The 25,717-nt window shown below is 72.0% G+C and carries 27 protein-coding genes; 17 read left to right on the top strand and 10 right to left on the bottom strand.

Annotation, left to right across the window (positions count from 1 at the left end; translation table 11 throughout):
• The first annotated feature begins 15 nt into the window (after positions 1 to 15).
• The 4 genes from SOM13_RS14170 to SOM13_RS14185 all read left to right on the top strand — a co-directional run bounded on the left by SOM13_RS14170 (position 16) and on the right by SOM13_RS14185 (position 4,698).
• Positions 16 to 1,182 (top strand): thiamine pyrophosphate-dependent dehydrogenase E1 component subunit alpha, encoded by a 1,167-nt coding sequence (locus SOM13_RS14170; RefSeq protein WP_192061637.1) that lies wholly within the window; start codon positions 16 to 18, stop codon positions 1,180 to 1,182.
• Entirely contained in the window at positions 1,179 to 2,225 is a 1,047-nt protein-coding gene (locus SOM13_RS14175; protein WP_192061638.1) for an alpha-ketoacid dehydrogenase subunit beta, read from the top strand. The genes SOM13_RS14170 and SOM13_RS14175 overlap by 4 nt, the downstream gene beginning before the upstream one ends.
• Positions 2,226 to 2,236: 11 nt before the next feature.
• Positions 2,237 to 3,823, top strand: a complete 1,587-nt coding sequence (locus SOM13_RS14180) for a dihydrolipoamide acetyltransferase family protein (protein WP_320478070.1) — start codon at positions 2,237 to 2,239, stop codon at positions 3,821 to 3,823.
• 140 nt (positions 3,824 to 3,963) lie between these two features.
• Positions 3,964 to 4,698, top strand: a complete 735-nt coding sequence (locus tag SOM13_RS14185) for a GntR family transcriptional regulator (protein ID WP_192061640.1) — start codon at positions 3,964 to 3,966, stop codon at positions 4,696 to 4,698.
• Positions 4,699 to 4,716: 18 nt separating this feature from the next.
• Here the strand turns inward: SOM13_RS14185 and SOM13_RS14190 are convergent, their stop codons facing one another.
• Together SOM13_RS14190 and SOM13_RS14195 are read right to left on the bottom strand one after the other, a co-directional pair.
• The gene (locus tag SOM13_RS14190; RefSeq protein WP_320480088.1) at positions 4,717 to 5,232 is read right to left on the bottom strand and encodes a PTS glucose transporter subunit IIA; all 516 of its coding nucleotides are present in this window, start codon (positions 5,230 to 5,232) and stop codon (positions 4,717 to 4,719) included.
• Positions 5,229 to 5,465, bottom strand: a complete 237-nt coding sequence (locus SOM13_RS14195) for a glucose PTS transporter subunit EIIB (RefSeq protein WP_320478068.1) — start codon at positions 5,463 to 5,465, stop codon at positions 5,229 to 5,231. The genes SOM13_RS14190 and SOM13_RS14195 overlap by 4 nt, the downstream gene beginning before the upstream one ends.
• A gap of 201 nt (positions 5,466 to 5,666) precedes the next feature.
• Here SOM13_RS14195 and SOM13_RS14200 point away from each other — a divergent pair, with 201 nt between their 5' ends.
• From SOM13_RS14200 to SOM13_RS14250, 11 genes are all read left to right on the top strand, one after another.
• On the top strand, positions 5,667 to 6,932 hold the full coding sequence (locus tag SOM13_RS14200; RefSeq protein ID WP_320480089.1) for a PTS transporter subunit EIIC: 1,266 nt from the start codon (positions 5,667 to 5,669) through the stop codon (positions 6,930 to 6,932).
• Between the two features lie 178 nt (positions 6,933 to 7,110).
• On the top strand, positions 7,111 to 8,145 hold the full coding sequence (locus SOM13_RS14205; protein WP_320480090.1) for a metal ABC transporter solute-binding protein, Zn/Mn family: 1,035 nt from the start codon (positions 7,111 to 7,113) through the stop codon (positions 8,143 to 8,145).
• Between the two features lie 71 nt (positions 8,146 to 8,216).
• A complete protein-coding gene (locus SOM13_RS14210) occupies positions 8,217 to 9,020 on the top strand; it encodes a metal ABC transporter ATP-binding protein (RefSeq protein ID WP_192061670.1) in 804 nt (267 codons plus the stop codon).
• Positions 9,017 to 9,910: a metal ABC transporter permease gene (locus tag SOM13_RS14215; protein WP_192061644.1), complete on the top strand. Its 894-nt coding sequence runs from the start codon at positions 9,017 to 9,019 to the stop codon at positions 9,908 to 9,910. Before SOM13_RS14210 ends, SOM13_RS14215 begins: the two co-directional genes overlap by 4 nt.
• Before the next feature lie 4 nt (positions 9,911 to 9,914).
• Positions 9,915 to 10,349: a transcriptional repressor gene (locus tag SOM13_RS14220; protein ID WP_320478148.1), complete on the top strand. Its 435-nt coding sequence runs from the start codon at positions 9,915 to 9,917 to the stop codon at positions 10,347 to 10,349.
• A 241-nt stretch (positions 10,350 to 10,590) separates the two neighbouring features.
• Positions 10,591 to 10,827 (top strand): 50S ribosomal protein L28, encoded by a 237-nt coding sequence (gene rpmB / locus SOM13_RS14225; protein WP_022885355.1) that lies wholly within the window; start codon positions 10,591 to 10,593, stop codon positions 10,825 to 10,827.
• Positions 10,827 to 10,994 carry a 50S ribosomal protein L33 gene (gene rpmG, locus SOM13_RS14230; protein ID WP_043595944.1) on the top strand — a complete coding sequence of 56 codons (168 nt, stop codon included), beginning with the start codon at positions 10,827 to 10,829 and terminating at the stop codon, positions 10,992 to 10,994. The genes rpmB and rpmG overlap by 1 nt, the downstream gene beginning before the upstream one ends.
• A 2-nt stretch (positions 10,995 to 10,996) precedes the next feature.
• Entirely contained in the window at positions 10,997 to 11,302 is a 306-nt protein-coding gene (rpsN, locus tag SOM13_RS14235) for a 30S ribosomal protein S14 (RefSeq protein WP_192061646.1), read from the top strand.
• A 98-nt stretch (positions 11,303 to 11,400) separates the two neighbouring features.
• On the top strand, positions 11,401 to 11,688 hold the full coding sequence (locus SOM13_RS14240; RefSeq protein ID WP_043595940.1) for an HU family DNA-binding protein: 288 nt from the start codon (positions 11,401 to 11,403) through the stop codon (positions 11,686 to 11,688).
• A 188-nt stretch (positions 11,689 to 11,876) separates the two neighbouring features.
• Positions 11,877 to 13,859 (top strand): cytochrome c oxidase assembly protein, encoded by a 1,983-nt coding sequence (locus SOM13_RS14245; protein ID WP_320480091.1) that lies wholly within the window; start codon positions 11,877 to 11,879, stop codon positions 13,857 to 13,859.
• 115 nt (positions 13,860 to 13,974) lie between these two features.
• Positions 13,975 to 14,301, top strand: coding sequence for an excalibur calcium-binding domain-containing protein (locus SOM13_RS14250; RefSeq protein WP_192061647.1), 327 nt, complete (start codon positions 13,975 to 13,977; stop codon positions 14,299 to 14,301).
• A 79-nt stretch (positions 14,302 to 14,380) separates the two neighbouring features.
• On the opposite strand, the gene SOM13_RS14255 is transcribed toward SOM13_RS14250, so the two are convergent.
• Positions 14,381 to 15,430 (bottom strand): LLM class flavin-dependent oxidoreductase, encoded by a 1,050-nt coding sequence (locus SOM13_RS14255; RefSeq protein ID WP_320480092.1) that lies wholly within the window; start codon positions 15,428 to 15,430, stop codon positions 14,381 to 14,383.
• A 252-nt stretch (positions 15,431 to 15,682) separates the two neighbouring features.
• Between SOM13_RS14255 and SOM13_RS14260 the strand changes: the two genes are divergently transcribed.
• Both SOM13_RS14260 and SOM13_RS14265 read left to right on the top strand, forming a co-directional pair.
• Positions 15,683 to 16,159, top strand: coding sequence for a MarR family winged helix-turn-helix transcriptional regulator (locus SOM13_RS14260; protein WP_192061649.1), 477 nt, complete (start codon positions 15,683 to 15,685; stop codon positions 16,157 to 16,159).
• A gap of 449 nt (positions 16,160 to 16,608) precedes the next feature.
• Positions 16,609 to 17,358 (top strand): GntR family transcriptional regulator, encoded by a 750-nt coding sequence (locus SOM13_RS14265; RefSeq protein ID WP_192061650.1) that lies wholly within the window; start codon positions 16,609 to 16,611, stop codon positions 17,356 to 17,358.
• A 98-nt stretch (positions 17,359 to 17,456) separates the two neighbouring features.
• On the opposite strand, the gene SOM13_RS14270 is transcribed toward SOM13_RS14265, so the two are convergent.
• The 7 genes from SOM13_RS14270 to SOM13_RS14300 all read right to left on the bottom strand — a co-directional run.
• Positions 17,457 to 18,782 carry an alcohol dehydrogenase catalytic domain-containing protein gene (locus SOM13_RS14270; protein ID WP_320480093.1) on the bottom strand — a complete coding sequence of 442 codons (1,326 nt, stop codon included), beginning with the start codon at positions 18,780 to 18,782 and terminating at the stop codon, positions 17,457 to 17,459.
• Complete coding sequence (locus tag SOM13_RS14275) at positions 18,779 to 19,735, bottom strand: phosphonatase-like hydrolase (protein WP_320480094.1); 957 nt, start codon at positions 19,733 to 19,735, stop codon at positions 18,779 to 18,781. The genes SOM13_RS14270 and SOM13_RS14275 overlap by 4 nt, the downstream gene beginning before the upstream one ends.
• The gene (locus SOM13_RS14280; protein ID WP_320480095.1) at positions 19,732 to 20,946 is read right to left on the bottom strand and encodes a TIGR03364 family FAD-dependent oxidoreductase; all 1,215 of its coding nucleotides are present in this window, start codon (positions 20,944 to 20,946) and stop codon (positions 19,732 to 19,734) included. Before SOM13_RS14280 ends, SOM13_RS14275 begins: the two co-directional genes overlap by 4 nt.
• Complete coding sequence (gene phnE / locus SOM13_RS14285; protein WP_320480096.1) at positions 20,943 to 22,802, bottom strand: phosphonate ABC transporter, permease protein PhnE; 1,860 nt, start codon at positions 22,800 to 22,802, stop codon at positions 20,943 to 20,945. The genes SOM13_RS14280 and phnE overlap by 4 nt, the downstream gene beginning before the upstream one ends.
• Positions 22,799 to 23,806 (bottom strand): phosphonate ABC transporter ATP-binding protein, encoded by a 1,008-nt coding sequence (phnC, locus tag SOM13_RS14290; protein ID WP_320480097.1) that lies wholly within the window; start codon positions 23,804 to 23,806, stop codon positions 22,799 to 22,801. Before phnC ends, phnE begins: the two co-directional genes overlap by 4 nt.
• Positions 23,807 to 23,907: 101 nt before the next feature.
• Complete coding sequence (locus SOM13_RS14295) at positions 23,908 to 24,843, bottom strand: phosphate/phosphite/phosphonate ABC transporter substrate-binding protein (RefSeq protein ID WP_243216511.1); 936 nt, start codon at positions 24,841 to 24,843, stop codon at positions 23,908 to 23,910.
• A 310-nt stretch (positions 24,844 to 25,153) separates the two neighbouring features.
• Positions 25,154 to 25,717: DMT family transporter (locus SOM13_RS14300; RefSeq protein ID WP_320480098.1), on the bottom strand; the 564-nt coding region annotated here is incomplete at its 5' end.

The raw sequence follows: 25,717 nt of genomic DNA on the forward strand, positions 1-25,717 counted from the left end.
GGTAGAATGGTCGTCATGTCTTCCATCGATGCGGAACACGGCGTCACGACGGTCCAGCTGCTCAGCCCGACGGGCGAGCTCGTCGAATCCGACGCCGGTGCCGAGTTCCAGCCCTACATCGACGCCCTCGGCGACGACCGGTTGCGCGCCATGCACCGCGACATGGTCCTCACCCGTCGCTTCGACCGCGAGGCCGCCGCGCTCGCCCGTCAGGGGCAGCTCGCCCTGTGGGTGCCGAGCCACGGTCAGGAGGGGGCCCAGGTCGGCGTCGCGCACGCGTCCCGGCCGCACGACCACCTCTTCCCCTCGTACCGCGAGCACGCCGTCGCCCTGGCCAAGGGAGTCGACCCGGTCGACATCCTCCGCCTGCTGCGCGGCCACACCCACGGTGGCTGGAACCCGGCCGAACGCGGCAACTTCCACGTCTACACGCTCGTGATCGGGTCGCAGACCCTGCACGCCACGGGCTACGCGATGGGCCTCACGATCGACGGCAAGACGGGCAGCGGCGACCCCGAGGTCGACGAGGCCGTCATCACCTTCTTCGGCGACGGCGCCACCAGTCAGGGCGACGTCAGCGAGGCGCTGGTCTTCGCGGCGAGCTTCCAGACCCCCGAGCTGTTCTTCCTGCAGAACAACCAGTGGGCGATCAGCGTGCCCGTCGCCACCCAGTCGCGCACCCCGCTGGTCAACCGCGCCATCGGCTTCGGCGTGCCCGGCACCCGCATCGACGGCAACGACGTGCTCGCCAGCTACGCGGTCAGCCGCCGCGACCTCGACGCCGCCCGCAGCGGCGGCGGTCCGCGCTTCATCGAGGCGATGACGTACCGCATCGGCGCGCACACGTCGTCCGACGACCCGACCAAGTACCGCACCGACGACGAGCTGCAGAGCTGGATCGCCCGCGACCCGATCGACCGCTTCGAGGCGTTCCTCCGCTCGCGCGGCGAGGGCGACGCGTTCTTCGCCGGGCTCGAGGCCGAGGGCGACGACCTCGGTGCCGACATCCGTCGCCGCACGCTCGAGCTGCCGAAGCCCGAGGCGTCGTCGATGTTCGAGCACGTCTACTCCGAACCGCACCCCGTCATGCGCGAACAGCGCGAATGGCTGGCCTCGTACGAGAACAGCTTCGGCCCGACCGCCGACCCGACCACGGCCGACACCGACGGAGGACGCGCATGACCGACACCGCCCCGAACCCGACCACGACGGCCGACGCGACGGCCGCCGGCGAGCCGACCCGCGCCTCCCTCGAGACCATGCCGCTCGGCCGCGCCATCAACGCCGGTCTCCGCAAGGCCCTGGCCGACGACCCCCGCGTGCTGCTGATGGGTGAGGACATCGGCACGCTCGGCGGCGTGTTCCGCGTGACCGAGGGGCTGCAGGCCGAGTTCGGCGCGAACCGCGTCATCGATACGCCCCTCGCCGAGTCGGGCATCGTCGGCACAGCCATCGGACTCGCGATGGGCGGGTTCCGACCCGTCGTCGAGATCCAGTTCGACGGCTTCATCTACCCGGGCTTCGACCAGATCACGTCGCAGCTGGCCAAGATGACGGCACGCCACGAGGGCACCCTGCAGATGCCCGTCGTCATCCGGGTCCCTTACGGCGGGCACATCGGCGCGGTCGAGCACCACCAGGAGAGCCCCGAGGCGTACTTCGCCCACACGGCCGGCCTGCGGGTCGTCAGCCCGAGCACCCCGCACGACGCGTACTGGATGATCCAGGAGGCCATCGCGTCGAACGACCCGGTCATGTTCTTCGAGCCCAAGAGCCGCTACTGGCCCAAGGGCGAGGTCGACCGCACCGACCCGCACGCGCCGCTGCACGCCAGCCGCGTCGTCCGCACCGGCACCGAGGTCACGCTGCTCGGCCACGGCGCCATGGTCAGCACGCTGCTGCAGGCCGCCGAGATCGCCGCCGCCGAGGGCATCAGCGTCGAGGTCGTCGACCTGCGCTCGCTGTCGCCGGTCGACTACGGCCCCATCCTCGAGTCGGTCCGGAAGACCGGCCGACTCGTCGTCGCCCAAGAAGCCCCCGGCTTCGTCAGCGTCGGCTCCGAGATCGCCGCGACGGTCGCCGAGAAGGCGTTCTACTCGCTCGAGGCCCCCGTGCTGCGGGTCAGCGGCTTCGACACCCCGTTCCCTCCGGCGAAGCTCGAGACGCTGTACCTGCCTGACGCCGATCGCGTCCTCGAAGCCGTCGACCGCGCCCTCGCGTACTGAGAGAGATCTTCATGACCAGCGAATTCGCTCTGCCCGACGTCGGCGAGGGCCTCACCGAGGCCGAGATCGTCGAATGGCGGGTCGCCCCGGGCGACACCGTCCAGATCAACCAGGTGCTCGTCGAGATCGAGACGGCCAAGTCGCTCGTCGAGCTGCCGTCGCCCTTCGCGGGCGTCGTCGAGAGCGTGCTGGTCGCCTCGGGCGAGACGGTCGACGTCGGCACGCCGATCATCCGCATCGGCGACGGAGGCGCGCCCCGCACCCCGGGCGACCGCGCCGCCGAAGCCGAGGCGTCCGAATCGGGTGGACTCGCCCGCACCGCCCAGGTCGTCTCGCAGAACGAGCAGGCGCTGTCCGAGCAGCGGGCCAGGGGTCTCGACACCGCGTCGATCCCGGTCGTGACTACCCGCGCCTCCTCGGGGGCGGACGACGCTGCCGCCGCGGCACCTGCGGCTGCTCCCATCGCCACCGCGCCCGCCGCACCGGCTGCGCCCGCCGCACCGGCTCCGTCGGCGGAGGACGTCGCGGCCGGCGGCGGCACCGGCTCGGTCGCCTCGGCACCCGCCGACTCGGACGACAGCGGCTCGGGCGCCGTGCTCGTGGGCTACGGGGCCGCGGGCGGATCGGGCTCGACCCGACGCCGCAAGCCCGCCCAGACCGAGGTCGACGCCCGTCAGCTGCGCGTCGCCGAGCAGGCCCGCCGCCGCCCGACCACGTCGGTGCCGGCCGCGCAGGCCCTGCCGATCATCGCGAAGCCGCCGATCCGCAAGCTCGCCAAGGACCTCGAGGTCGACCTGTCGATCGTGCAGCCCACCGGTCTCGCCGGCGAGGTCACCCGCGACGACGTGATCCGCCATGCGCAGCAGGCCAGCGTGTTCCGCAACATCGAGACGCCCGAGTGGGGCGAGGAGCGCATCGAGCGGATCCCCGTCAAGGGCGTCCGCAAGGCGATCGCCCGGGCGATGACGTCGTCGGCGTTCACCGCGCCGCACGTCAGCCTGTTCGTCGACGTCGACGCGACCCGCACGATGGAGTTCGTGAAGCGCCTCAAGGCGTCGCCGCAGTTCGCCGGCGTCAAGGTCTCGCCCCTGCTGATCATGGCGAAGGCGATCATCTGGGCCGTGCGTCGCAACCCGATGGTGAACAGCGCGTGGACCGACAAGGAGATCCTCGTGCGGCACTTCGTCAACCTCGGCATCGCCGCGGCGACCCCGCGCGGGCTGATCGTGCCGAACGTGAAAGAGGCCCAGTCGATGAGCCTGCTCCAGCTCGCGCAGGCTCTCGAGCAGCTCACCCTCACGGCACGCGACGGCAAGACGACGCCGACCGACATGCAAGACGGAACCATCACCATCACGAACATCGGCGTCTTCGGCATGGACACCGGCACGCCGATCCTCAACCCGGGCGAGGTCGCCATCGTCGCCCTGGGCACGATCAAGCAGAAGCCGTGGGTCGTCGACGGCGAGGTCCGCAGCCGCATGGTGACGACGATCGGCGCCAGCTTCGACCACCGCGTCGTCGACGGCGACGTCGCCAGCCGCTTCGTGGCCGACGTCGCGAGCGTGCTCGAAGAGCCGGCGCTGCTGCTCGACTGAGCCGGCTCTGCCATCCAGGAGGCGCGGTGCGGGGAGTCCCGCACCGCGCCTCCTCGGCGTCCTGTCGTAGGGTCGTGTCGACGACACGTCATGACCGGACGGGACCACCGCCGGTCGACTCGAGGAGGGGCCGGTCCGCCATGCCGCAGCACATCGTCGACGGGTCGGTGCCGAAGCACGAGCAGCTCCGCGGCATCCTGCAGGAGATGGCGGCGACCGAGCTGCCCGCCGGCGCCGCCGTGCCGAGCGAGCGCCAGCTGATGGCCGACTACGGCGTCAGCCGCATCACCGTGCGGGAGGCGGTCGGCCAGCTGGTCAACGAGGGCTGGCTCACCCGGGTGCGCGGCAAGGGCACCTTCGTGGCCCACCGCGTGGTGCAGTCGACCCTGCACCTGGCCTCGTTCACCAGCGAGATGACGTCGCTCGGGCATGTTCCGAGCACGGTCGTGCTGGTGCGCGACGAGGCCGTGCCTCCTGCCGACACCGCCGCGGCGCTCGAGATCGCACCCGGCGAGACCGCGTTCCGGGTGAAGCGCCTGCGCCTCGCCGACGGCGAACCGGTCAGCATCGACGACGCGTGGTTCCCGGCCGCGCGCTTCGCCGGGCTGTTCGACCACGACCTGACCCTGTCGCTCTACCGCCTCTTCGGCGACGAGTACGACCTGCCCGTCACCCGCGCCCGGCAGACGGTCTCTGCGGAGGGCGCCTCGGCCGAGACCGCGACGCTGCTCGGCACCCGCGACGGCGCGCCCGTGCTGTTCTTCGACCGCGTGTCGTACTCGGGCGACGTGCCGGTCGAGCACTCGGCGACCTGGTACCGCTCCGACCGCTACCGCGTGTCGATGCAGGTGTCGTCGACGGAGCCGCAGGGCTGACTAGAGCCCGCCACGCGGTCAGACGGTGAAGAGGGCGTCGCCCGGCGCGACCGACGTGCCCACCGCCTCCTGCGACACGGTGTCGGGTGCGCTGTCGAGCACGACGACGGGGCAGACCGCCGAGTAGCCCGCCTCGGCGACGACGGCCGGGTCGAAGGTCACGACGAGCTCGCCCGCGGCGACGGTCGCCCCCTCGGCGACGGCGAGCTCGAAGCCCGAGCCGCCGAGCTTCACGGTGTCGATGCCCACGTGCACGAGCACGCCGACGCCCGAGTCGTGCACGACGACGAACGCGTGCGGGTGCAGCTTGACGACCTCGCCGGCGATCGGCGAGACCACGGCCACGAGACCGGCACCGGTCTCGGCACCGTCACCGGGCTCGGCACCGGGCTCGGCACCGGCACCCCGCCCCGCAGGAGGCGCGCTCGGCTCGATCGCGACGCCCGCCCCCACCAGCTGGCCGGCGAACACCGCGTCGGGCACGTCGGCGAGCGCCACGACCCGCCCGGCGACCGGGGCCGTGACGACCGTCACGCGTCGAGGAGGTCGTTGATGTCTTCGGCGAGGGTGTCGGCGATGGTGCCCACGATCACCTGGACGCTGCCGCCGGCGTGGACGACGGCGGTCGCACCGGCCGCCTTGAGGGCGGCGTCGTCGACCAGCGAGACGTCTTTGACGTCGGTGCGCAGGCGGGTGATGCAGCCTTCGATCTCGTCGATGTTGTCGGCGCCGCCGAGTCCGTCGATCATGGCCTGTGCTTTCGACATGAGCTGTTCTCCTCCATCGCGGGTGACATGACCCGGTTCTGCTGACACGGAACGCGGGTTCCCAGTTGACACCATCCGCCGGTCTGAGGAAACTACCACTCACTGGTCATGACCGGACAGGACCGGACAGGCCTCAGATCGACCGGCACCGTGCCCACGACGATGCCCCGGCCGACTGCTCATCGACGAGAGGATCCGCGCATGACGACGTCCGAGACCGAGGCCGCACCGGCCGCAGCGCCGAAGAGGGGTGCCGGCGCGTTCGCCGTGCTGCAGCGCCTCGGGCGCAGCCTCATGCTGCCCATCGCGGTGCTCCCCGCCGCGGGGCTGCTCCTCCGGCTGGGCCAGCCCGACCTGCTCGGGGGCATCCCCGGGTTCGAGACCGGAGGTTCGGTCATCAGCGCGGCGGGCAACGCGGTCTTCACCTGGCTGCCGCTGATCTTCGCGGTGGGCATCGCGATCGGCTGGGCGAAGAAGTCCGACGGCTCGACGGCCCTGGCCGCCGTGGTCGGCTACATGGTCATCGACGGCGTGTTCGAGGCCATGTCCCCTCTCGTGCTCGCGGGCGAGACGACGGCGACCGGCGATCCGGCGGTCATCGACTACGGCGTGCTCGGCGGCATCGTCATGGGTCTGCTGTCGGCGATGCTCTGGCAGCGCTTCTACCGGACGAAGCTGCCCGAGTTCCTCGGCTTCTTCTCCGGCCGTCGACTGGTGCCGATCCTCACGGCCGGCACGGGTCTGGTCGTCGGCGTCGTCATGTCGTTCGTCTACCCGATCTTCAACGCGGCGCTCACCTGGGTGGGCACGGCCGTGGCGTCCAACGACGTGGTCGGCGGCGGTGTCTACGGGGTCGTCAACCGCCTCCTGATCCCCACGGGTCTGCACCACATCCTGAACAACATCGTGTGGTTCCTGGTGGGCGACTACTCGGGCGCCGACGGCACGGTCTACCGCGGCGACCTGACCCGGTTCTTCCAGGGCGACCCGAGCGCCGGCGTCTTCATGACCGGGTTCTTCCCGATCTTCATGTTCGCCCTGCCCGCCGCGGCGCTCGCGATCTGGCGTCACGCCCGCCCCGAGAAGAAGAAGCTGATCGGCGGCATCATGCTGTCGACCGCGCTGACGGCCTTCCTGACGGGCATCACCGAGCCGCTCGAGTTCTCGTTCATGTTCGTCGCCTGGCCGCTCTACGTGGTGCACGCTGTGCTGACGGGCACCTCGATGATGCTGGTCAACGCGCTCGACATCCACACCGGGTTCTCGTTCTCGGCGGGTCTGATCGACTACGTGCTGAACTTCTCGATCTCGCAGAACTCGATCTGGCTGATCCCGATCGGACTCGGCTACGCCGTCGTCTACTACGTGATCTTCAGCTTCGTGATCAAGAGGTGGAACCTCAAGACGCCGGGTCGCGAAGACGACGACGCGAGCGCCGAGTCGGTCGAGGCCGCCACGAAGGCGTAGCCGCGCTCGCGCTCCGGGGCACCAGACCCCAGCGGATCGCCGAGGCCCTCGTGCGCGCACGGGGGTCTCAGCGCGTTCCCGGGGTCTCGGCGGTTCCGAGGAGGCGCGTCGCGGGTCGGCAGCCGAGCCGCGCCTCCTCGTCTTGACAATCATTATCAGTAGCAATAGCGTCGACGACATGAACCTCCGCCGCACCCTGCCCCTGCTCGCCCTGCCCGCCGCGGCGGCCCTCGTGCTGAGCGGCTGCTCGTCGTCGGGGTCGGCGGGCGCGGCGGGCGACGACGGTTCAGGAGGCGCGATCTCGGTCGTCGCATCGACCAACGTCTACGGCGACATCGCTCAGACCGTCGGCGGCGACGCGGTCGACGTCACCAGCATCATCAGCGACCCCTCGCAAGACCCGCACTCGTACGAGGCCGACGCCCGCACCCAGCTCGCGGTCTCGCGGGCCGACGTCGTGATCGAGAACGGCGGCGGCTACGACGCTTTCGTCGACACGATGCTCAGCGCGAGCGACTCGTCGGCCGCGGTCGTGAACGCCGTCGACGTCTCGGGCCTCGACCCCGACGCCGAGGGGCACACGGACGACGAGCACGCCGACGACGAGCACAGCGACGAGGCCGAGCCCTCCGCCGACGCCACGAGCGACGACCACGCCGACGAGCACGAGCACGACCACGAGCACGGCGCGTTCAACGAGCACGTCTTCTACAGCCTGCACAGCATGGGCGCCCTCGCCGACGAGATCGCGCACCAGCTGGGCGAGATCGACCCCGACCAGGCCGACACCTTCACCGCGAACGCCGACGCGTTCGGCGACCGCGTGGCTGACCTGGAGGCGCAGGCCGCCGAGATCAAGACGGCGCACGACGGCGAGTCGGTCGCCTACACCGAGCCGGTGCCCGGCTACCTCTTCGACGAGATGGGTCTCGTGAACGTGACCCCCGCCTCCTTCTCCGAGGCCATCGAAGAGGGCGACGACGTGTCGCCCGCGGTGCTCAACGAGACGCTCAAGACCTTCGCCGACGGCCGCGTCGACCTGCTCGCCTACAACGAGCAGACCTCGAGCCCCGAGACCGAGGCCGTCGAGAAGGCCGCCACCGACGCCGGTGTCGCCATCGTGCCGGTCACGGAGCTCCTCCCGGAGGGGGATGATTACATCTCGTGGCAGCAGAGCAACATCGACGCGATCAAGGCGGCACTCGACCGGTGACCCAGCGGCACCCCGACGACTCCGTCGCCGTCGCGACCCGCGCCTCCTCGGCCGGGCGCGACGGCGACGCCGTGCTGCGCCTGCGCGACGCCGGCGTCGGCTTCGGCGACCGGACCCTCTGGTCGGGGCTCGACCTCGACGTCGCCCCCGGCGAGTTCATCGCCGTGCTCGGCCCGAACGGCGCCGGCAAGACCACCATGCTGCGGACCATCCTCGGTCAGCAGGAGCTCACCGCCGGCACCATCGAGTTCCTCGGCAGGCCGGTCGCCCGCGGGCACCGCCGCATCGGGTACGTGCCGCAGCAGCGCCTGATGGAGACCGGTACGCCGCTCCGCACCCGCGACATGATCGCCCTCGGCGTCACCGGCCACCGCTGGGGCCTGCGCCGCGAGAGCGCCGCCGAACGGGCCGCCATCGACGCCCTCGTCGACGAGGTGGGCGCGACCTCGTTCGCCGACGCCCCCGTCGCCTCGCTCTCGGGCGGCGAGCAGCAGCGCGCCCGCGTCGGCCAGGCACTCGCCGCCGACCCCGCCCTGCTGCTCTGCGACGAGCCGCTGATCTCGCTCGACCTGCGGCACCAGCGCGGCGTCACCGAGCTGCTCGACCGTCAGCGCCGGGCCCGCAACACGGCCGTCGTCTTCGTCACGCACGACGTCAACCCGATCCTCGACGTCGTCGACCGGGTGCTCTACCTGGCCGGGGGCTCGTTCCGCATCGGCACCCCCGACGAGGTGCTGCAGGCGCCCGTGCTGAGCGAGCTGTACGGCACCCCGGTCGACGTCATCCGCACGATGGGGCGCATCGTCATCGTCGGCAGCCACGGGCACGACGATCATCACCTCGAGCCGCTCGACGACGACGGAGGGCCGCGATGACCGACCTGTGGGCCCAGCTGTTCTCGTTCCAGGACTTCGGCGAGCTCGTCGCCCTCGTCAAGAACTCGATCATCGCCGGCGCCGTGCTCGGCCTGGTCGGCGGGCTGATCGGCCCGTTCGTCCTCACACGCAACATGCCGTTCGCCGTGCACGGCATCAGCGAGCTGTCGTTCGCCGGCGCATCGGCCGCCCTGCTCTTCGGCGCCAACGTCGTCGCGGGGTCGCTCGTCGGCAGCGTCGTGGCGGCCCTGCTGATCGGTGTGCTCGGGTCGCGGGCGCGCGAACGCAACTCGATCATCGCGGTGCTCATGCCGTTCGGCCTCGGGATCGGCATCCTCTGCCTCGCCCTCTACCAGGGCCGGTCCGCCAACCGGTTCGGCCTGCTGACCGGTCAGATCGTCGCCGTCGACAACCCCCAGCTCGGCTGGCTGATGACCATCTCGGCCGTCGTGATCGTCACGCTGCTGGTCGTCTGGCGCCCACTCACCTTCGCCAGCGTCGACCCCGACGTGGCCGCCGCGGCCGGCATCCCGGTGCGGACCCTCGGCATCGTCTTCATGCTCGTGCTCGGCCTCGCCGTCGCCGTGTCGGTGCAGATCGTCGGCGCCCTGCTGGTGCTCTCGCTGCTCGTCACCCCCGCCGCCGCGGCCCTGCGGCTCACGGTGAACCCGCGGCTGGTGCCGCTGCTGAGCATCGCCTTCGCCGTCACCTCGGTGGTCGGCGGGATCCTGCTCGCACTCGGCGGCGGACTGCCGATCAGCCCCTACGTCACGACCATCTCGTTCGCCATCTGGCTCGTGTGCCGTGTGATCGGCCGTCGCCGCGACGCCCGCACGCTCAGGCCGCGCCGACCCGCACGGGTAGCCTTGGCCGCGAAGCAGGAGGTCTGAGATGGTGGTCCGACGCAACACCTGGCAGCGCGAGGCCGTGCGCGAGGCGCTCGACAGCAGCGAGGGCTTCGTCAGCGCCCAGTCGCTGCACACCCAGCTGCGCGAGGCGGGCTCGCCCATCGGGCTGGCGACCGTCTACCGTGCGCTGTCCGACCTCGCCTCCGACGGATCGGCCGACTCGCTGCAGCAGGAGGGCGAGAGCCTCTACCGCGCCTGCACCCCCGGCACGCACCACCACCACCTCATCTGCCGCGTCTGCGGCACCACGGTCGAGATCGAGGCCGACGCGGTCGAGACCTGGGCCCGCCAGGTCGCCGCCCAGCACGGCTTCACCGAGGCGCAGCACATCGTCGACGTCTTCGGGCTCTGCGCGGCGTGCTCGGCCGAGGCCGCCGCGGGGCGCGACCCGGCGGTCACCCGCGGCTCCTCCGAGGGCTGACCCGCGCCTCCTCGGCTGCCGCCGTCGATGCCGAGGAGGCGCGGCTTGCGTGATCCCGGGCGTGTCGCGTACTCTTGCTCTTTGGTTGGGTGCTCTCTGCGCCCATGTGCACCGAATCCCCCGCGACACCGGCTCCGTCATGCGGATCCATGGGGGCCGACGCGCGCCGACAAGTGACCTTGGGTAGGGGCCGCCGTTCGCAGAACGGGGTGCTCCCTACGGTATCTACGGAGGAATGACCATGGCAGCAACATGCCAGGTGACCGGAGCCATCCCCGGCTTCGGACACAACATCTCGCACTCGCACCGACGCACCAAGCGTCGTTTCGATCCCAACATCCAGAAGAAGACGTACTACGTGCCGTCGCTTCGTCGTAACGTGACCCTGCAGCTCAGCGCCAAGGGGATCAAGGTCATCGACGCTCGTGGCATCGAGTCGGTCGTGAAGGACCTTCTCGCTCGTGGAGAGAAGATCTAATGGCTCGTCAGCAGGACGTCCGTCCCATCATCAAGCTCCGCTCGACGGCGGGCACCGGTTTCACGTACGTGACCAAGAAGAACCGTCGTAACAACCCCGATCGCCTCGTGCTGAAGAAGTACGACCCCGTGATCCGCAAGCACGTCGAATTCCGCGAGGAGCGCTAGAGATGGCCAAGAAGAGCAAGATCGCCAAGAACAACCAGCGCGCCGTCATCGTCGCCCGTTACGCCGAGAAGCGTCTCGAGCTCAAGAAGGCGCTCATCGACCCGAACGGCACCGACGAGAGCCGCGAGGCCGCCCGCCTCGGTCTGCAGAAGCTGCCCCGCGACGCGTCGCCGGTCCGCCTCCGCAACCGCGACTCGGTCGACGGCCGCCCCCGCGGTCACCTCAAGGCCTTCGGCATCAGCCGTGTCCGCTTCCGCGACATGGCTCACCGCGGTGAGCTTCCGGGCATCACGAAGTCTTCCTGGTAGGTTTTACGCGGTTCCACAGGGCCCTCGGGCCTGTTACCGCACGGACGCGGTGAACGCCGCGTCTCGTCTTACGAACGAAGTCCGAGGAGGACAAACACATGGCTGACAAGTCACTGAACCGCACCGAGCTCGTCGCAGCTGTCGCTTCCGAGTCCGGCCAGAGCCAGGCCGCCGTCAGCGGCGTCGTCGACGCGTTCTTCTCCGTCGTCTCGAAGTCCGTCGCGGACGGCACGAAGGTCACCATCCCCGGGTGGATCGCCTTCGAGAAGACGCACCGCGCCGCTCGCACCGGCCGCAACCCGCAGACGGGTGAGGCCCTCGAGATCGCCGCGAGCGACAGCGTCAAGGTCAGCGCCGGCAGCAAGCTCAAGGCCGCCGTCAAGTAGTCCTCCGCTTCTCACGAAGCCCCAGGGGGTGTCGACTTCGGTCGGCACCCCCTTTCGTGCGCCGGGCTGGGCGTCGTCCCCAGGGGGCCGACCCGCGCCTCCTCGGCCGACCTGTGCGGAACCCGCCGGTCTCTCGGGGCCGAACGATCCGTCTCCGCACCCCGAGCACCCGACCTAGGCTGGAACCCGTGCCGAAACTCACCCGCATCACCGGGCCCGCACTCCTCGTGCTGGTGGCGTTCGCGGCGCTGCTCGTCGCCCTGAAGCTGGGCGGCGCGGCCGACGCCCCGCTCGTCGTCGACCCGGGCGAGGTCGTCCGCTACGGCCTGCCCATGGCCAAGATGCTGAACAACATCGGCGCGGCCGCGACCATCGGCACCCTCGCCCTGACCTGCTTCGCACTGGCCCGCGCTCGCGCCGAGTACGACAAGGCGCTCGACATCGCCGCCGGCGCCGCCGGGTTCTGGGCCGTCGCCTCGGCCGCCACGACCTTCTTCACGTTCCTCAGCGTCGCCAACGTCGCCGTCACCTTCGACGACCAGTTCGGCCGCCAGCTCGCGTTCTTCCTCACCGACACCGAACTCGGCAACGCCTGGCTGATCACCACGCTGATCGCCGCCGCCGTCACGGTGATGTGCTTCGTCGTCCGCAACATCTGGGCGCTGATCGGCGTCACGCTGCTCGCCATGGGCGGGCTCATCCCCATCGCCCAGCAGGGGCACGCCGCCGGGTCGAGCGGTCACGACGCCGCCGTCACGAACCTCGCACTGCACCTCGTCGGCGCCTCCGTCTGGCTCGGCGGCCTCGTGCTGCTGGCCCTGCTGCGCGGCACGCTCGACGACACCCGGCTCGCGATCGTGCTGTCGCGCTACTCGACGCTCGCGATCATCTGCTTCGTCGTGGTCGCCGTGTCGGGCGTCGGCAGTGCCGCCCTGCGACTCGGCAGCTGGTCGTCGTTGACCACGGGCTACGGCGTGCTCGTGCTCATCAAGACCTTCGCGCTCGTGGCGCTCGGGCTGTTCGGCGTCGTGCAGCGAAGGTTCCTGGTCGCACGCATGGGCACGCACCCGAAGGCCACCACCCGCCTCTTCTGGTACTTCGTCTCGGCCGAGCTCGCGTTCATGGGCATCGCCTCGGGCGTGGCCGCCGCCCTCGGTCGCACCGCGACGCCCGTCGAGCAGGTCGCCGCGAGCGACCTCGCCGACCCGACACCGGCCGAGATCCTCACCGAAGAGCTGCTGCCGCCCGAGCTGACCCCGATGCGCTGGCTCACGGAGTGGAACCCCGACATGCTCTGGGCCCTGCTCTGCGCCTTCGGCGTCTTCTTCTACCTCGCCGCCGTCGCGCGCCTGCGCCGCCGCGGCGACCGCTGGTCGGCCGGGCGCACGGTCTCGTGGATCGCCGGCATGGTCGTGCTGTTCTACATCACCTGCGGCGCCCCGAACGTCTACGAGGAGTACCTGTTCAGCGCGCACATGCTCGCGCACATGGCGCTCGGCATGGTCGTGCCGGTGCTGCTCGTGCCGGGCGCACCCGTGACGCTCGCCCTGCGCGCCATCCACAAGCGGACCGACGGCACCCGTGGGCCGCGCGAGTGGATCATGATCCTCGTGCACTCGCGGTACGCGCACGTGATCAGCAACCCGATCGTGTCGGCCGTGCTCTTCGCCGGGTCGCTGTTCGTGTTCTACTACACGTCGCTCTTCAGCTGGGCGACCACGACGCACCTCGGGCACTACTGGATGATCGTGCACTTCCTGATCGTCGGGTACCTGTTCGTGCAGTCGATGATCGGCATCGACCCCGTCAAGGGCCGCCTGCCCTACCCGATGCGCCTGCTCGTGCTGCTCGCGACGATGGCGTTCCACGCGTTCTTCGGGCTCAGCATCATGACGAGCACGGGGCTGTTCCTGGCCGACTGGTACGGGGCCATGGGCCGCACCTGGGGCGCCACCCCGATGGCCGACCAGTACGCCGCGGGCGGCATCGCATGGAGCGTCGGCGAGATCCCGACCGTGTCGCTCGCCATCGCCGTCGCCATCATGTGGAGCCGCAGCGACAGCCGCGAGGCCAAGCGCAAGGACCGCAAGGCCGACCGCGACGACGACGCCGAGCTCAAGGCGTACAACGAGCAGCTCGGGGCGCTGGCGCGGAGCGACCGCGGGCGCTGAGCGGCCGCGGTCGCTGAGTCGACCGCGGGCGCATCGCACCCGTTCGGGGGCTGGCCGACGTCGAACGCATGAGGCAACCTCAGAATGTGCTGCCCGAGCACGCCGAGAGGAACCCATGCCGTCGACCACCTTCGCCCGCACCCGAGTCGCATTCGTCGCCTTCGCCGTCACCGCGGGGCTGACCCTCGGCGGCGGACTCACCCTCGTCGCCGGCGAGCCCGCCCAGGCGGCCCCCAAGGTCTACGCCAACTGCACCGCCGTGAACAAGGCGTTCTCGGGTGGGATCGCCAAGCCCGGCATCAAGGTCAACCTCGTCACGAAGGCGAACAAGACGGTCGAGAAGCGCGCTCTCAAGGGCTCCGTCAAGTTCGACAAGGCGCTCTACGCCGCCAACGCGAAGCACGACCGCGACAAGGACGGCATCGCCTGCGAGAAGAGCTGACGCACCGGTCGTGAGACAGCGAGGAGGCGCGGTCCGGGATGTCCCGACCCGCGCCTCCTCGGCGTCGTGAGTCTGCGACTCAGGCCATCAGCTCGCGCACACGCGGCACGACCTCGGTGCCGTACAGCTCGATGCTGCGCATCATGTGCTCGTGCGGCAGTCGACCCATGCTGTAGCGGAGGTCGAAGCGCGACGCCCCGAGCAGCGTGAGGTTCTGCGCGATCTTCTGCGCGACGGTCTCGGGCGAGCCGACGTACAGGGCGCCGGTGGCGTTCGCGCTCTGCTCGTACTGCGGGCGCGAGTAGGGCGGCCAGCCGCGCTCGCGACCGAGCTGGTTGGTCTGCTCCTCCTGGTAGGGGTAGAGGATCTCGAGCGCCTCGGCGTCGGTGTCGGCGATGAAGCCGGGCGAGTGCATCGCGATCGGCTGCGACGGCTTGCCGAACTCGGTCAGCGCGCGACGGTACAGATCGGCGTACGGCGCGAACTGGGCCGGCTGCCCGCCGATGATGGCGAGGAACAACGGCAGCCCGTAGTGCGCGGCGCGGATGACCGACTGCGGCGATCCGCCGACGCCGACCCAGGTCGGGATCGTGCCCGACTCGGGGCGCGGGTAGACCCACTGGTCGCTCAGCGAACCGCGGACGCTGCCCTGCCAGGTGACGGGCTCGTCTTTCAGCAGCTCGGCGAACAGCTCGATCTTCTCTTCGAAGAGCTTCTCGTAGTCCTGCAGGTCGAGACCGAAGAGCGGGAACGACTCGGTGAACGACCCGCGCCCGAGGATCACCTCGGCACGCCCGTCCGACACCGCGTCGACCGTGGCGAAGCGCTCGTAGACCCGCACCGGGTCGTCGGAGCTGAGCACGGTGACGGCCGAGCCGAGGCGGATGCGCTCGGTGCGGGCGGCGATCGCGGCGAGCACGACCTCGGGCGCCGACACGGCGAAGTCGATGCGGTGATGCTCGCCCACGCCGATGAAGTCGAGCCCCACGCGGTCGGCGAGCACGGCCTGGTCGACCAGATCGCGGATCGCCTGGGCGTGCGTCTTGAGCGTCCCGGCGCCGTCGACGCCCGCGGGGCGCTCGGTGACGTCGCCGAAGGTGTCGAGGCCGAACTCGAGGGGGTGTGACATGAGGCTCCTGACCGTGCTGCTATCTATACGTTTGCATGAATACTACGCCCCGTGGAGGCGCGCGTCCAGCAGGCGGACACGGTCGCGTCTCCAGGCGCGCAGCGGACGAGGCCACCCGGACGGGGTCTGGACACCTCGGCCCCCGAGCAGCAGCATTATCCTGGGCACACTGCCTCACCGGTCGCGCCGTCGGCGCCACCGCCACCCGACTCGCGGGCCCGTGGCCCCGAGCCCGATGAGAGAACCACCACGATGTGCCCCGTCCTCCCCGCGACGCCCGAGAACGCCCCGGAGTCCGTCGAGAGACTGGCGATGACCCTGCACCGCCTCGACGAGGCGCACCGACGCTACCGGGTGCACTCCGCCCGCGTGGTCGGCCTGGCCCCGATGGAGGTCTCGGCGCTGCTCGCCGTCGGCGACACCCCGGGCATCACGCCGACGGCCCTCGCCCGCGACCTGGTCATCACCTCGGGGTCGACGACGGCCGTCATCGACCGGCTCGAGAAGGCCGGCCACGTCGTCAGGACGAAGCACCCCGACGACCGCCGCAGTCTGCACCTGCACCTCACCGCCGCCGGCACGGACGCGATGACGAACCTGCGCGAGGCGTACCGCTACGTGCTCTCGACGACCGGCACCGACGAGACCATCCTGAGCGCGATCCCGCAGCTGCACGAGATCACGGAGGCCCTGAACGCCGCCGTGAACGAGTCGCCCGACGGCGCCTGACGCGCGCCGCTGCGCGCCGCGCGCGCATCGATGTGACGCGAAAGGGCCCCTCGCGCGGCCCGAGGGCGCCTTTCGGGTCACCTCGACGCTGCGGCAGGAGGCGCGGGGCGGGAGGCGCCGCCGGCGCTGCATCGAAGTGACCCGAAGGGACCTCTCCCGCACCCCGAGGGCCCGCTTCGGGTCGCCTCCACGCAAGCGGCAGGAGGCGCGGGGCGGGCGCGCCGGAGGGGCTACGTCGAGGTGACCCGAAAGGGCCCCTCGCGCGGCCCGAGGGCGCCTTTCGGGTCACCTCGACGCTGCGGCAGGAGGCGCGGGGCGGGAGGCGCCGCCGGCCGCTGCGTCGAAGTGACCCGTTGAGGGCCCTCCTGCACCCCGAGGGCGCCTTTCGGGTCACCTCGATGCGCGCGGGCGGCGCGGCGGGGGCGGCGCGCGCTCGCTAGGCTCCGATCGTGGCAATCACCCTCTACGAGCAGATCGCCGACGACCTCCGCCGACGCATCGTCCGCGGCGACCTCGCGGTCGGCGACGACGTCCCGAGCGAGGGCGAACTCGCCGAGCAGTGGCGCACCTCCCGGGGTCCGATCCGCAACGCCCTCGCGGCCCTCCGCAGCGAGGGCCTTGTCGAGACCCGGCGCGGTCGACCGGCTCGCGTGGTCGCCCGTAAGACGCATCACCCCGTCGACGTGTCGATCCCGTTCACGAAGTGGGTCCGCGACGTCGGCGGCGAGCCCGGGGCCCGCACCCAGGAGGTCTCGCTGCGCCGGGCGGGCGACGAGAAGGCCCGCGCCCTCGGCGTCGAGCCCGGCGACCTGGTCGTCGACGTCGTGCGTCTGCGGACGGTCGACGGCCGCCCGACCATGCTCGAACGCCTGACCTTCATCGAGGAGGTCGGCCGCGTGCTCTTCGACGTCGACCTCGACACCGTCTCGATCACCGAGTACCTCGACTCGCGGGGGTTCGGCTACGACGACGTCGACCACGAGATCGACGCGGTGGCGGCCGACGAACTCGACGCGCGCCTCCTCGGCGTCGAACCGGGCACGCCGATCCTCCGCCTGCACCGCGTGACCCGCGGGCGCGACGGCCGGACGTTCGAGGCCTCCGACGACCGCTACCGCAGCGACATCGTCCGCTTCACCGTGGCCGCCTCGGGCCGGGCCCGCGAGGGCGACCACTTCATCCGCACGATCGGGGCGTGAGGCGCCGCCTGTCCGGCAGCCGCCGTCGGCGCGCAGGCCCAGGAGGCGCGGGTCGGCTCAGCCCTCGAAGTCGCCGCTGATCGCACCGTCACCGCTCGTCACGGACGGACGGCGACCCGCACCGCTCCCGCCGACGCGGCCCGCCCGAGGCCCGTGTCGAGGTCGGTGAGCGGGACCTCGTCGCCGACGAGGTCGGCCAGGGGCCAGGCGAGGTGCCTCCGCTCGACGAAACGGGCCGCCTCGACGAGGTGCCGCGGCGCGTAGTTGTGGACCCCGCGCACGGTGACGAGCCGACGGACGACGCTCTCCGCGTCGACCGGCACCGCCGGAGCCGGCGACACGCTGCCGACCAGGACGGCCACGCCTCCCACCCCGAGCCTGGTCAGGGCCGACGCGACGGCGTGCGGCGAACCGGACGCCTCCACGGCCACGAGAGGCGCGCCTCCTGCAGCCTCGAGGGCGCGGTCGACGCTGCCGTCGGCGTCGGCGGCGACTCCGGGATCGCCCGTCGCGACCGCCCCGAACCGGACCGCGAGAGCACGACGACCCGGGTCGGGGTCCACCACGACGACCCGGGCGCCGGCGTCGGTCGCCAGCGCCGCGACCGTGAGCCCGATCAGGCCCGCACCGAGCACGAGCACCACGACCGGTGCCGCAGGCGCAGCCGCCGCACCGTCCGGTGAGGCCGAGCCCGACGGGCCCGGCGCACCGGACGCACCGGCCGACCCGACCGAGCCCGACGAGCCCGACGCACCGGCCGCACCGGCCGCACCGGCCGCACGGGACGCACCGGACGAACCTGCGACCCGCCCGTCGAGCGGCATGATCGCCGACGCCGCGTCGAGCGCCGCCACCGCGGTCGCCGTGCCGCACGAGACCGGCGCGAGCAGCCGCGCGTCGAGGTCGTCGGCGACCGGCACGACCGACGTCCCCGCCCGCACGTGCACGTGGGTGGCGAAGCCTCCGCTCAGCTCCCACCCGGTCTCGAGCCGCTCGTGCCCGTACTTCCGCACACGCTCGCACTTCTGCGGCAGACCACGGGCACAGGTCGCACAGCGCCCGCAGCTCGCCGTCAGCGACCAGACCACGCGCCTCCCCGGTGCGAGCGGCGTGCCGTCGACGGCGACCGCGCCCTGGCCGACCGCGACGATCCGCCCGACCTGCTCGTGCCCGAGTACGAGCGGGACCGGTGCGGCCCGGTCACCGCGGGTCGTGTGCACGTCCGAGCCGCAGATCGTCGCGAGCTCGATCTCGACCAGCAGGTCTCCGGGGGCCAGGCGGACGCCCGGCACGGCGACCGCGTCGTGCGGGCGGCCGGGTTGCGTCCAGACCATCGCCGTCGGGGCGGGGTCGAGCCTCAGCTCGACGGGGCCGGCCGCGCGGGCGGCGGAGTCGTCGACGGGCCGAGGCGCGAGCGCGGTCACGCGACCGGGGCGACCGGTGCGGCCGACGCGGCCGACGCGACCGGCGCGACCGGGGCGACCGATGCGACGGGTTCGACGGGCGCTGTCCCGGCCGGCGAGACGGGTGCGACCGGCGCAGCCGACGCCGCCCCCATCGCGGCACCCGCGACTCCCGCGGCACCCGCGGCACCCGCGACTCCCGCCCCACCCGCGACCCCCGCGAACGCGGGCAGCCCCACGAGGTCGCGCACACTGTCGAGCACGACGTCGGCACCCGCGGCGAGCAGTCGCTCGCGGGTGTGCGCGCCCGTCGTCACGCCGACGACGAGCCCGGCCCCGGCGGCCCGACCCGAGCGCACGTCGCTGACCGTGTCGCCGACCACGACGACCGACGCGACCGACGACGCCCCGGTGCGCAGCAGCGCCGCGAGCACGAGGTCGGGCGCAGGGCGTCCGCGGCCCGCGTCGACCGGCGAGAGGGCGGCGTCGACCTTCCAGGCGAGGGCGTCGAGCAGGCGGTCGCGGGTGTCGGGCGAGAACCCGGTGGTGAGCACGACCGCGATGCCGGAGGCGCGGAGCGCGTCGATCAGATCACCCGCGCCCTCGATCGGGTCGACCCCGTTCTCGTCGACGAGCTCGCCGTACGCGATCTCGAACTGCTCGTTGGCCCGCTGGGCGACCCGCTCGTCGCCCCCGGCGAGGTGCCGGAACACCTCGATCTTCGACTGCCCCATCGTGTCGCGGACGTACTGCAGGGCCTCGTCGCGGGTGAGCGCCGGCCCGAGGTCGACCCGGTCGGCGACCCGGGCGAAGGCCTGCTCGACGACGCCGTCGTCGACGACGGTGGTGCCGGCCATGTCGAGCACGACCAGCTCGACGGGGGCGGGCTCGGTCGCGGCAGCGGCGGGAACCGGCCCCGTCGAGGGAACAGGGGCGGTAGCGGCGGTAGCGGGCTGCGTGGTGTCGAGGGTCATGACGGTGTGCTCTCCAGGAGGAATGGCGGGTGGGCGGTGTGCGGGGCGCGCATCGGAGCGGCGGGCAGGGCGGCGTCGCGCCCGCCGTCGAGGTGCCCGCCGACGACGTGCTCGGCGAGACCGAGACCGGTCGTCATGCCGATGCCGGTGGCGACGACGGTGACGAGCACGTCCGGTTCGACCTCGTCGACGACGAACTCGTCGCGACCCGAGGCGTAGACGCCCTGCCACCGCTCGGTGACCACGGGCTCCGCGCCGAACAGCGCCCGGAACTCGTCGAGGAACGCCGAGGAGGCGCGCTCGTCCTGGAAGGGCGAGATCGCCTCGCCCCTCCGGTGACTGTCGCCGACGATGATCGAGCCGTCGGGCAGCTGCGTGTACATCTGGTTCAGATCGAGGGCCGCGAGGTCGGGCCGCTCGGCGTGCAGGCGGGCGCGCACCAGCTCGGCGGCGCTCGTTCCGGCGAAGGCGCTGTAGCGGATCAGCGACCACCCGGTGAGCAGCGGCGCCCCGAGGGGCTTCGCCAGGTCGGCGCGGACCCGCAGCATGTCGAGACCGCAGCGCTGCAGATCGGCTCGTTCGGCCAGGTCGGGCAGCAGCTGGTCGAGGTCGTGGTTCGTGGCGACGACCACGGTGCCCGCGTCGATCGGCCCCCGGCTCGTCTCGACGCGGCCGGTCGTCACGGACCCGACGGAGGTGCGGGTCGAGAAGCGGACCCCTCGCGACTCGAGATGCCTGCGGATCGCATCCGCCGCCTCCCTCGGGTCCACCTGCAGGTCGTAGGGCAGCAGGGCGCCGCCGACGGTCACGCCGGGCGCGACCGGGGTGCGCGCCGCGAGCCCGCTCGCGTCGAGGAGCTCGATCTCGGGGCGGTCGCCGAGCACGCGCTCGGTGCGGGCCGCGGCCAGCTCGCCGAGCAGGGCGAGCTCGTCGTCGTGACGCGCGGCGACGAGCGTGCCGCTCTCGGCGAGCCAGAAGCCGGCGTCGCGGGCGAGCCGCAGCCACAGCCCCCGGGCGGCGAGCGCGTGCCGCCGGGCCTCGCCGCTCTGCGGGGTGAGGCAGAGGTGGCCGAAGTTGCGGACGGTCGACCCGCCGATGACGGCGGAACGGTCGACGACCAGCACGGACCGCCCGCGGTCGACCGCGGCCAGGGCGGCACCGAGACCCACGATGCCCGAGCCGACCACGACGACGTCGTAGCGCGCGGTCACCGGAACACCCGGCGCATCCACATCGCGAGACCCTCGACGGCGAGCACCGTCACGAGGATCATCAGCACGATCGCCGTGACCGTCCCGTAGTTCGAGCCCTGGCTGGCGTTCAGCAGGTAGTACCCGACTCCCCCGGCCCCGACGATGCCGAGCAGCGTGGCCGCCCGGATGTTGGTGTCGAGCATGTAGAAGGTGTGGCCGATCAGCGCCCGGGTGCCCTGGGGCAGGGTCGCGCCCGCGTAGACCTGGAGGCGCGTGGCCCCGGTCGCGGCCAGGGCGCGCTCCGGCCCCGACGAGACCTCCTCGAACGAGTCGGCGAGCAGCTTGCCGAGCAGTCCGACACCGCCGAGCGCGAGGGCGAGCGTGCCCGCCTGGGTCCCCAGACCGGTGACGACGATCAGCACGATGGCGAGGATCACCTCGGGCACTCCGCGGATCCCGACGAGCAGCAGACGCATGCCGCCGCGCACCCCCCGGCTCGGCGCGACGTTGCGGGCCGCGAGCGACCCGATCACGATCGAGGCGACCAGGGTCAGCAGCGTCGCGGCCAGGGCGATCGCGACGGTCTCGCCCATCGCGTCGACCATCGTCGACATCTCGTAGCTGCCGAACGACGGCGGCCAGAACTGCACGGCCACAGCGGGCACGCCGCTCCAGACGGTCACGAGCTCGGACCAGGCGATGTCGCAGACGACGATGCTCGCCACGACGACGGCGGCGGCGACCGCGGCCCACGTGGTGGTCCGCACCCGGGCGCGATCCCAGGGGCGACGCAGCATCGTCGCGACGGTCGCGGCGGCGGGTGCGGTGGCGGGGGTTCCGAAGGCGCGGGTCGCGTCGTCCGCGGAGGTCGCGGGGGCGGGGGTTCCGGAGGCGCGGGTCGCGTCGTCCGCGGACGTCGCGGTGGTCGACGCCCGGCCGACCGCCCCGGGTGCGGGGGCCGCGGATGTCGCCGCGCCGCGCCTCCTCGTGGCCCGTCGGACGACGCGGTCGCCGAGACCGCGACCCGTCGGAGCCGTGCCGAGCATGACCGCGCGGACGCTGCTCGAGACGATCTCCATCACGACGCAGAGCACGAAGATGACGACGGCGTAGCCGAGCCCCAGCCCGTAGTCGAGCGACTTGAAGGCGAACGACATCTCCATGCCGAGACCGACCACCCCGACGTAGCCGAGGATGACGCTGCCGCGCAGGTTGATGTCGTTGCGGTGCAGCACGGTCGCGACCCACGAGGGCAGCACCTGCGGCAGCACCCCCGCCATGAACTGCTGCAGACGCGTGCCGCCGGCGGCGCGGACGGCCGTACGGGGCCCCTCGTCGATCTGCTCGATCGCGTCGGCGAAGAGCTTCGAGATCATGCCCACCGAATGCAGGCCGATGGCGAGGATGCCGGGCAGCGTGCCGAGCGAGAACAGCAGCACGAAGACCATCGCGAGCACGACGTCGGGCACGGCGCGCGCCAGCACGGTGACGAACCGGGCGGCGGCGCGCCAGACCGGGCCGGGCGACGTGTTCGACGCGGCCAGCACGGCGACCGGCACCGACAGCACGGCGGCGAGCAGCGTGCCGCAGATGACGAGACCGAGGGTCAGCGCGGTCAGCTGCAGCAGCTCGCCGAGGGGCGGGAACTCGATCGCGCCGACCCTGCCGAAGAACCGCTCGGCGTTCGACCAGCTCTGCAGCATGCGGGCGGGGTCGATGTCGACGCTGCGGAGGGCGACGACGCTCGCGATCAGGAGCGCGACGAGCGTGAGACCGGCGGCGACGCGTTCGGGCGAGACCCGACGACGAGGAGGCGCGGCGACGGGGGCGACGACGGCCTCGGTCGTGCGCGGGCGCTCGGTGACGATGCTCATCGGACGGCGCCGTCGGGGGCGTGCGCCGCGCCTCCTGCGAGGTCCTCGGGGACGTTCGCCGCGCCTCCTGCGAGTCCGGACGTGCCGGGCGTGCCGGACGTGCCGAGCTCGAGCTCGATGGCCTCGAACTGGTCGGTGCTCGTCGCGACGCGGCCGTAGATCTCCATGACCTGCGCCTTCGAGAGCCCCTCGGTGGGGGTGTCGAGCACGACCCGGCCGTGACGGAGGCCGACGATCCGGTCGGCCCACGAGAGCGCGAGGTCGACCTGATGCAGGCTGCAGATCACGGTGAGCCCCTCGTCGGCGGCGATCTCGCGGATCAGCGCCATCACCTGGTCGCTCGACTCGGGGTCGAGCGAGGCGACCGGCTCGTCGGCGAGCAGCACCTGCGGGCGCTGCATCAGCGCGCGGGCGATGGCGACGCGCTGCTGCTGCCCGCCCGAGAGCGTGTCGGCGCGCTGGTACGCGCGCTCGAGCAGACCGACGCGCTCGAGCCGGGCGAGCGCCTCCGCCCTGGCCGCACGACCGTACGACCAGAGCCCGAGACGCGGCCCGCGCACCGTCGCGAGCGACCCGGTCAGCACGTTCTCGAGCACGGTGAGCGACGGCACCAGCTCGAACTGCTGGAAGATGAACCCGACCTCGCTGCGCAGCTCGCGCAGGGCGCGACCCGCCAACGCCGTGACCTCACGACCCAGCACCGTGACGCGGCCGTCGGTGGGCCGCTCGAGGCCGTCGACGTGACGCAGCAGCGTCGACTTGCCCGAGCCCGACAGACCCAGCAGCACGACGACCTCGCCGCGGCGGACGGTCAGCGAGGCGCCGTCGAGCGCCGTGGTCGCGCCGAAGCGCTTGGTGATGCCCTCGAGGGCGACGACGGTCTCGGCGGGGCCGGTGGGGCCGGTGGTCGCCGTCGTGGTCGCCGTCGCCGTCGTGGTCGCCGTCGTGTCGGTGGTCGCCGTCGCGGCGCGGGTCGCGGTGGTGGTGTCGTCGTGCGGGTTCATGCGGGTGTCCGTTCTGCTCGGACCCCGGGGATCCGCCGAGACCCCCCACGCGCGCGCGAGGGTCTGAGCGGATTCCCGGGGTCTGGGGGGGTGCTACGTCGTCAGGCCTGGCACTGCGTGGCGTTCGTCTTCTCGCAGATGTCGCGGATCTCGTCGTAGTACGCGTCGTCCACGGGCGTCGTCTCGAAGAAGACGCTGCGGAAGCCGTCGCTGTCGGCGCCGTCGATGCCGGCCGCGACCATGTCGTCGGCGCTGACGTTCGCGAGGATCTCCTCCAGCTGCGCCTTCAGGTCGTCGGGCAGGCTGTCCGACTCGACGATCGGGGCGCCGGGCACCATCTGCTCGTCGATGACCTCGACGGCGTCGCTCTTGGCGACCTCGCTGTCCTCCGCGAAGCCCGCGTCGCACTCCGAGCCCTCGCCGGTCTTCTGCACGCTGACGTCGTGCTTGCCGGCGAACACGGGGGTGATGTCCTTCTCGGGGTCGATGCCGGCCTCGAGCAGCGCGTAGCTCGGGAACAGGTAGCCCGACGTCGACGACGGGTCGACGAAGCAGACCTTCTTGCCCTTCATGTCGGCGATCGACGTGATGTCGCTGCCCTTCGGCACGATGGCCTGCGAGTAGTAGCCGGGCTCCTGCCCCTCGGCCGTCGTGATCGACGAGATCGGCGTCAGCTCGGCGCCGTTGTTCGTGGCGGTCACGTAGGTGAAGCCGGAGAACGACGCGACGTCGATCTGACCGGCGATGCTCGCCTCGATCAGCGCCGCGTAGTCGGTCGACTCGTGGTACTCGACGGTCTTGCCGGTCTCCTGCGCGATGTAGTCCATCAGCGGCTGGTAGTTCGTCTCGGTGTCGACCGAGTCGGGCACGACGCCGAAGACGAGGGTGCTCGAGTCGACCGCGAAGCCGGCGGCGTCGGACGAGCCCCCGCCCTCGCCTTCGGCCGAGGAGGCGGCGTTCGAGCAGCCGGCGAGAGCGGTGGCGAGCAGGGCGACGCCGACGAGGGCGATCGCGGCACGGGGACGGCGGAGGGTCATGACGGCCTTTCGGGTGGGAGCAGGACGTGACGATGGTGACACGCGACCGTCCGACATAGGAACCTAACTCGTGGTCCGTTCAGGCAGAGTTCACGTGTTGTATGCCCATCCGCGCCTCCTGGGCCTGGCGTCGAGGTGACTCGAGAGGGGCCCTCGGGGCGCCGGAGGGCACCGAACGGGTCACCTCGATGCGGGGGCGGCGGGGGCTCCAGACCCGCGCCTCCTGGGCCTGGCGTCGAGGTGACTCGAGAGGGGCCCTCGGGGCGCGGGAGGGCACCGAACGGGTCACCTCGATGCGAGGGCTGCGGGGCTAGGCCGCGAGGAGGGCTATGCCGCCGAGCACGACGACCGACGCGACGAGGCGCTTCGCGACCGAGCCCTCGCGCAGCACGAGCGCCCCGAAGACCGCGACCATGACCACGCTCGTCTCGCGGGCCGGTGCGACGAGCGCGACCGGCGTCGTCTGGATCGCGACCAGCACGAGGATGTACGACAGCGGCGACAGCACGCCGAACGCGAGCACCCGCGGCCAGTGCGCCCGCCCGACCCCGAGCAGCTCGCCACGCCGACGACCGAGGGCGACGGTGTAGAAGACGACCTCGGCGAGGGTCACTCCGACCATGAACGAGACGGGCGTGAGGCTCCAGGTGCGCAGGGCGTGGGCGTCCCAGATCGTGTAGGAGGCGATGGCCAGGCCGGTCAGCAGCCCCCAGGCGATCCCGGGGTCGAGGCGGCGACGGGGGCGACTTCCGCGGGGGTGCGGGGCGGCGGGCGGGTCGACCCGCGCCTCCTGGGGGCCGGCGGGTTCGGGGGCGGGGTCGGGGGCGGGGTCGGGGGCGGGGTCGGGGGCTCGGCCGGGGTCGAGGGCGGGGTC

Source organism: Frigoribacterium sp. CFBP9030, from assembly GCF_034045195.1.
In the GTDB taxonomy this organism is placed as follows: domain Bacteria; phylum Actinomycetota; class Actinomycetes; order Actinomycetales; family Microbacteriaceae; genus Frigoribacterium.

Bases quoted from the DNA above. Each gene is read 5' to 3' on its own strand.
- SOM13_RS14170 (WP_192061637.1), top strand. From the start codon at position 16: ATGTCTTCCATCGATGCGGAACACGGCGTCACGACGGTCCAGCTGCTC.
- SOM13_RS14205 (WP_320480090.1), top strand. From the start codon at position 7,111: ATGAACCTCCGCCGCACCCTGCCCCTGCTCGCCCTGCCCGCCGCGGCG.
- phnE (WP_320480096.1), bottom strand. From the start codon at position 22,802: ATGAGCATCGTCACCGAGCGCCCGCGCACGACCGAGGCCGTCGTCGCC.
- SOM13_RS14185 (WP_192061640.1), top strand. From the start codon at position 3,964: ATGCCGCAGCACATCGTCGACGGGTCGGTGCCGAAGCACGAGCAGCTC.
- rpsN (WP_192061646.1), top strand. From the start codon at position 10,997: ATGGCCAAGAAGAGCAAGATCGCCAAGAACAACCAGCGCGCCGTCATC.
- SOM13_RS14255 (WP_320480092.1), bottom strand. From the start codon at position 15,430: ATGTCACACCCCCTCGAGTTCGGCCTCGACACCTTCGGCGACGTCACC.
- SOM13_RS14175 (WP_192061638.1), top strand. From the start codon at position 1,179: ATGACCGACACCGCCCCGAACCCGACCACGACGGCCGACGCGACGGCC.
- SOM13_RS14240 (WP_043595940.1), top strand. From the start codon at position 11,401: ATGGCTGACAAGTCACTGAACCGCACCGAGCTCGTCGCAGCTGTCGCT.
- phnC (WP_320480097.1), bottom strand. From the start codon at position 23,806: ATGAACCCGCACGACGACACCACCACCGCGACCCGCGCCGCGACGGCG.
- SOM13_RS14200 (WP_320480089.1), top strand. From the start codon at position 5,667: ATGACGACGTCCGAGACCGAGGCCGCACCGGCCGCAGCGCCGAAGAGG.
- SOM13_RS14215 (WP_192061644.1), top strand. From the start codon at position 9,017: ATGACCGACCTGTGGGCCCAGCTGTTCTCGTTCCAGGACTTCGGCGAG.
- SOM13_RS14260 (WP_192061649.1), top strand. From the start codon at position 15,683: ATGTGCCCCGTCCTCCCCGCGACGCCCGAGAACGCCCCGGAGTCCGTC.
- rpmB (WP_022885355.1), top strand. From the start codon at position 10,591: ATGGCAGCAACATGCCAGGTGACCGGAGCCATCCCCGGCTTCGGACAC.
- SOM13_RS14250 (WP_192061647.1), top strand. From the start codon at position 13,975: ATGCCGTCGACCACCTTCGCCCGCACCCGAGTCGCATTCGTCGCCTTC.
- rpmG (WP_043595944.1), top strand. From the start codon at position 10,827: ATGGCTCGTCAGCAGGACGTCCGTCCCATCATCAAGCTCCGCTCGACG.
- SOM13_RS14275 (WP_320480094.1), bottom strand. From the start codon at position 19,735: ATGACCCTCGACACCACGCAGCCCGCTACCGCCGCTACCGCCCCTGTT.
- SOM13_RS14295 (WP_243216511.1), bottom strand. From the start codon at position 24,843: ATGACCCTCCGCCGTCCCCGTGCCGCGATCGCCCTCGTCGGCGTCGCC.
- SOM13_RS14180 (WP_320478070.1), top strand. From the start codon at position 2,237: ATGACCAGCGAATTCGCTCTGCCCGACGTCGGCGAGGGCCTCACCGAG.
- SOM13_RS14195 (WP_320478068.1), bottom strand. From the start codon at position 5,465: ATGTCGAAAGCACAGGCCATGATCGACGGACTCGGCGGCGCCGACAAC.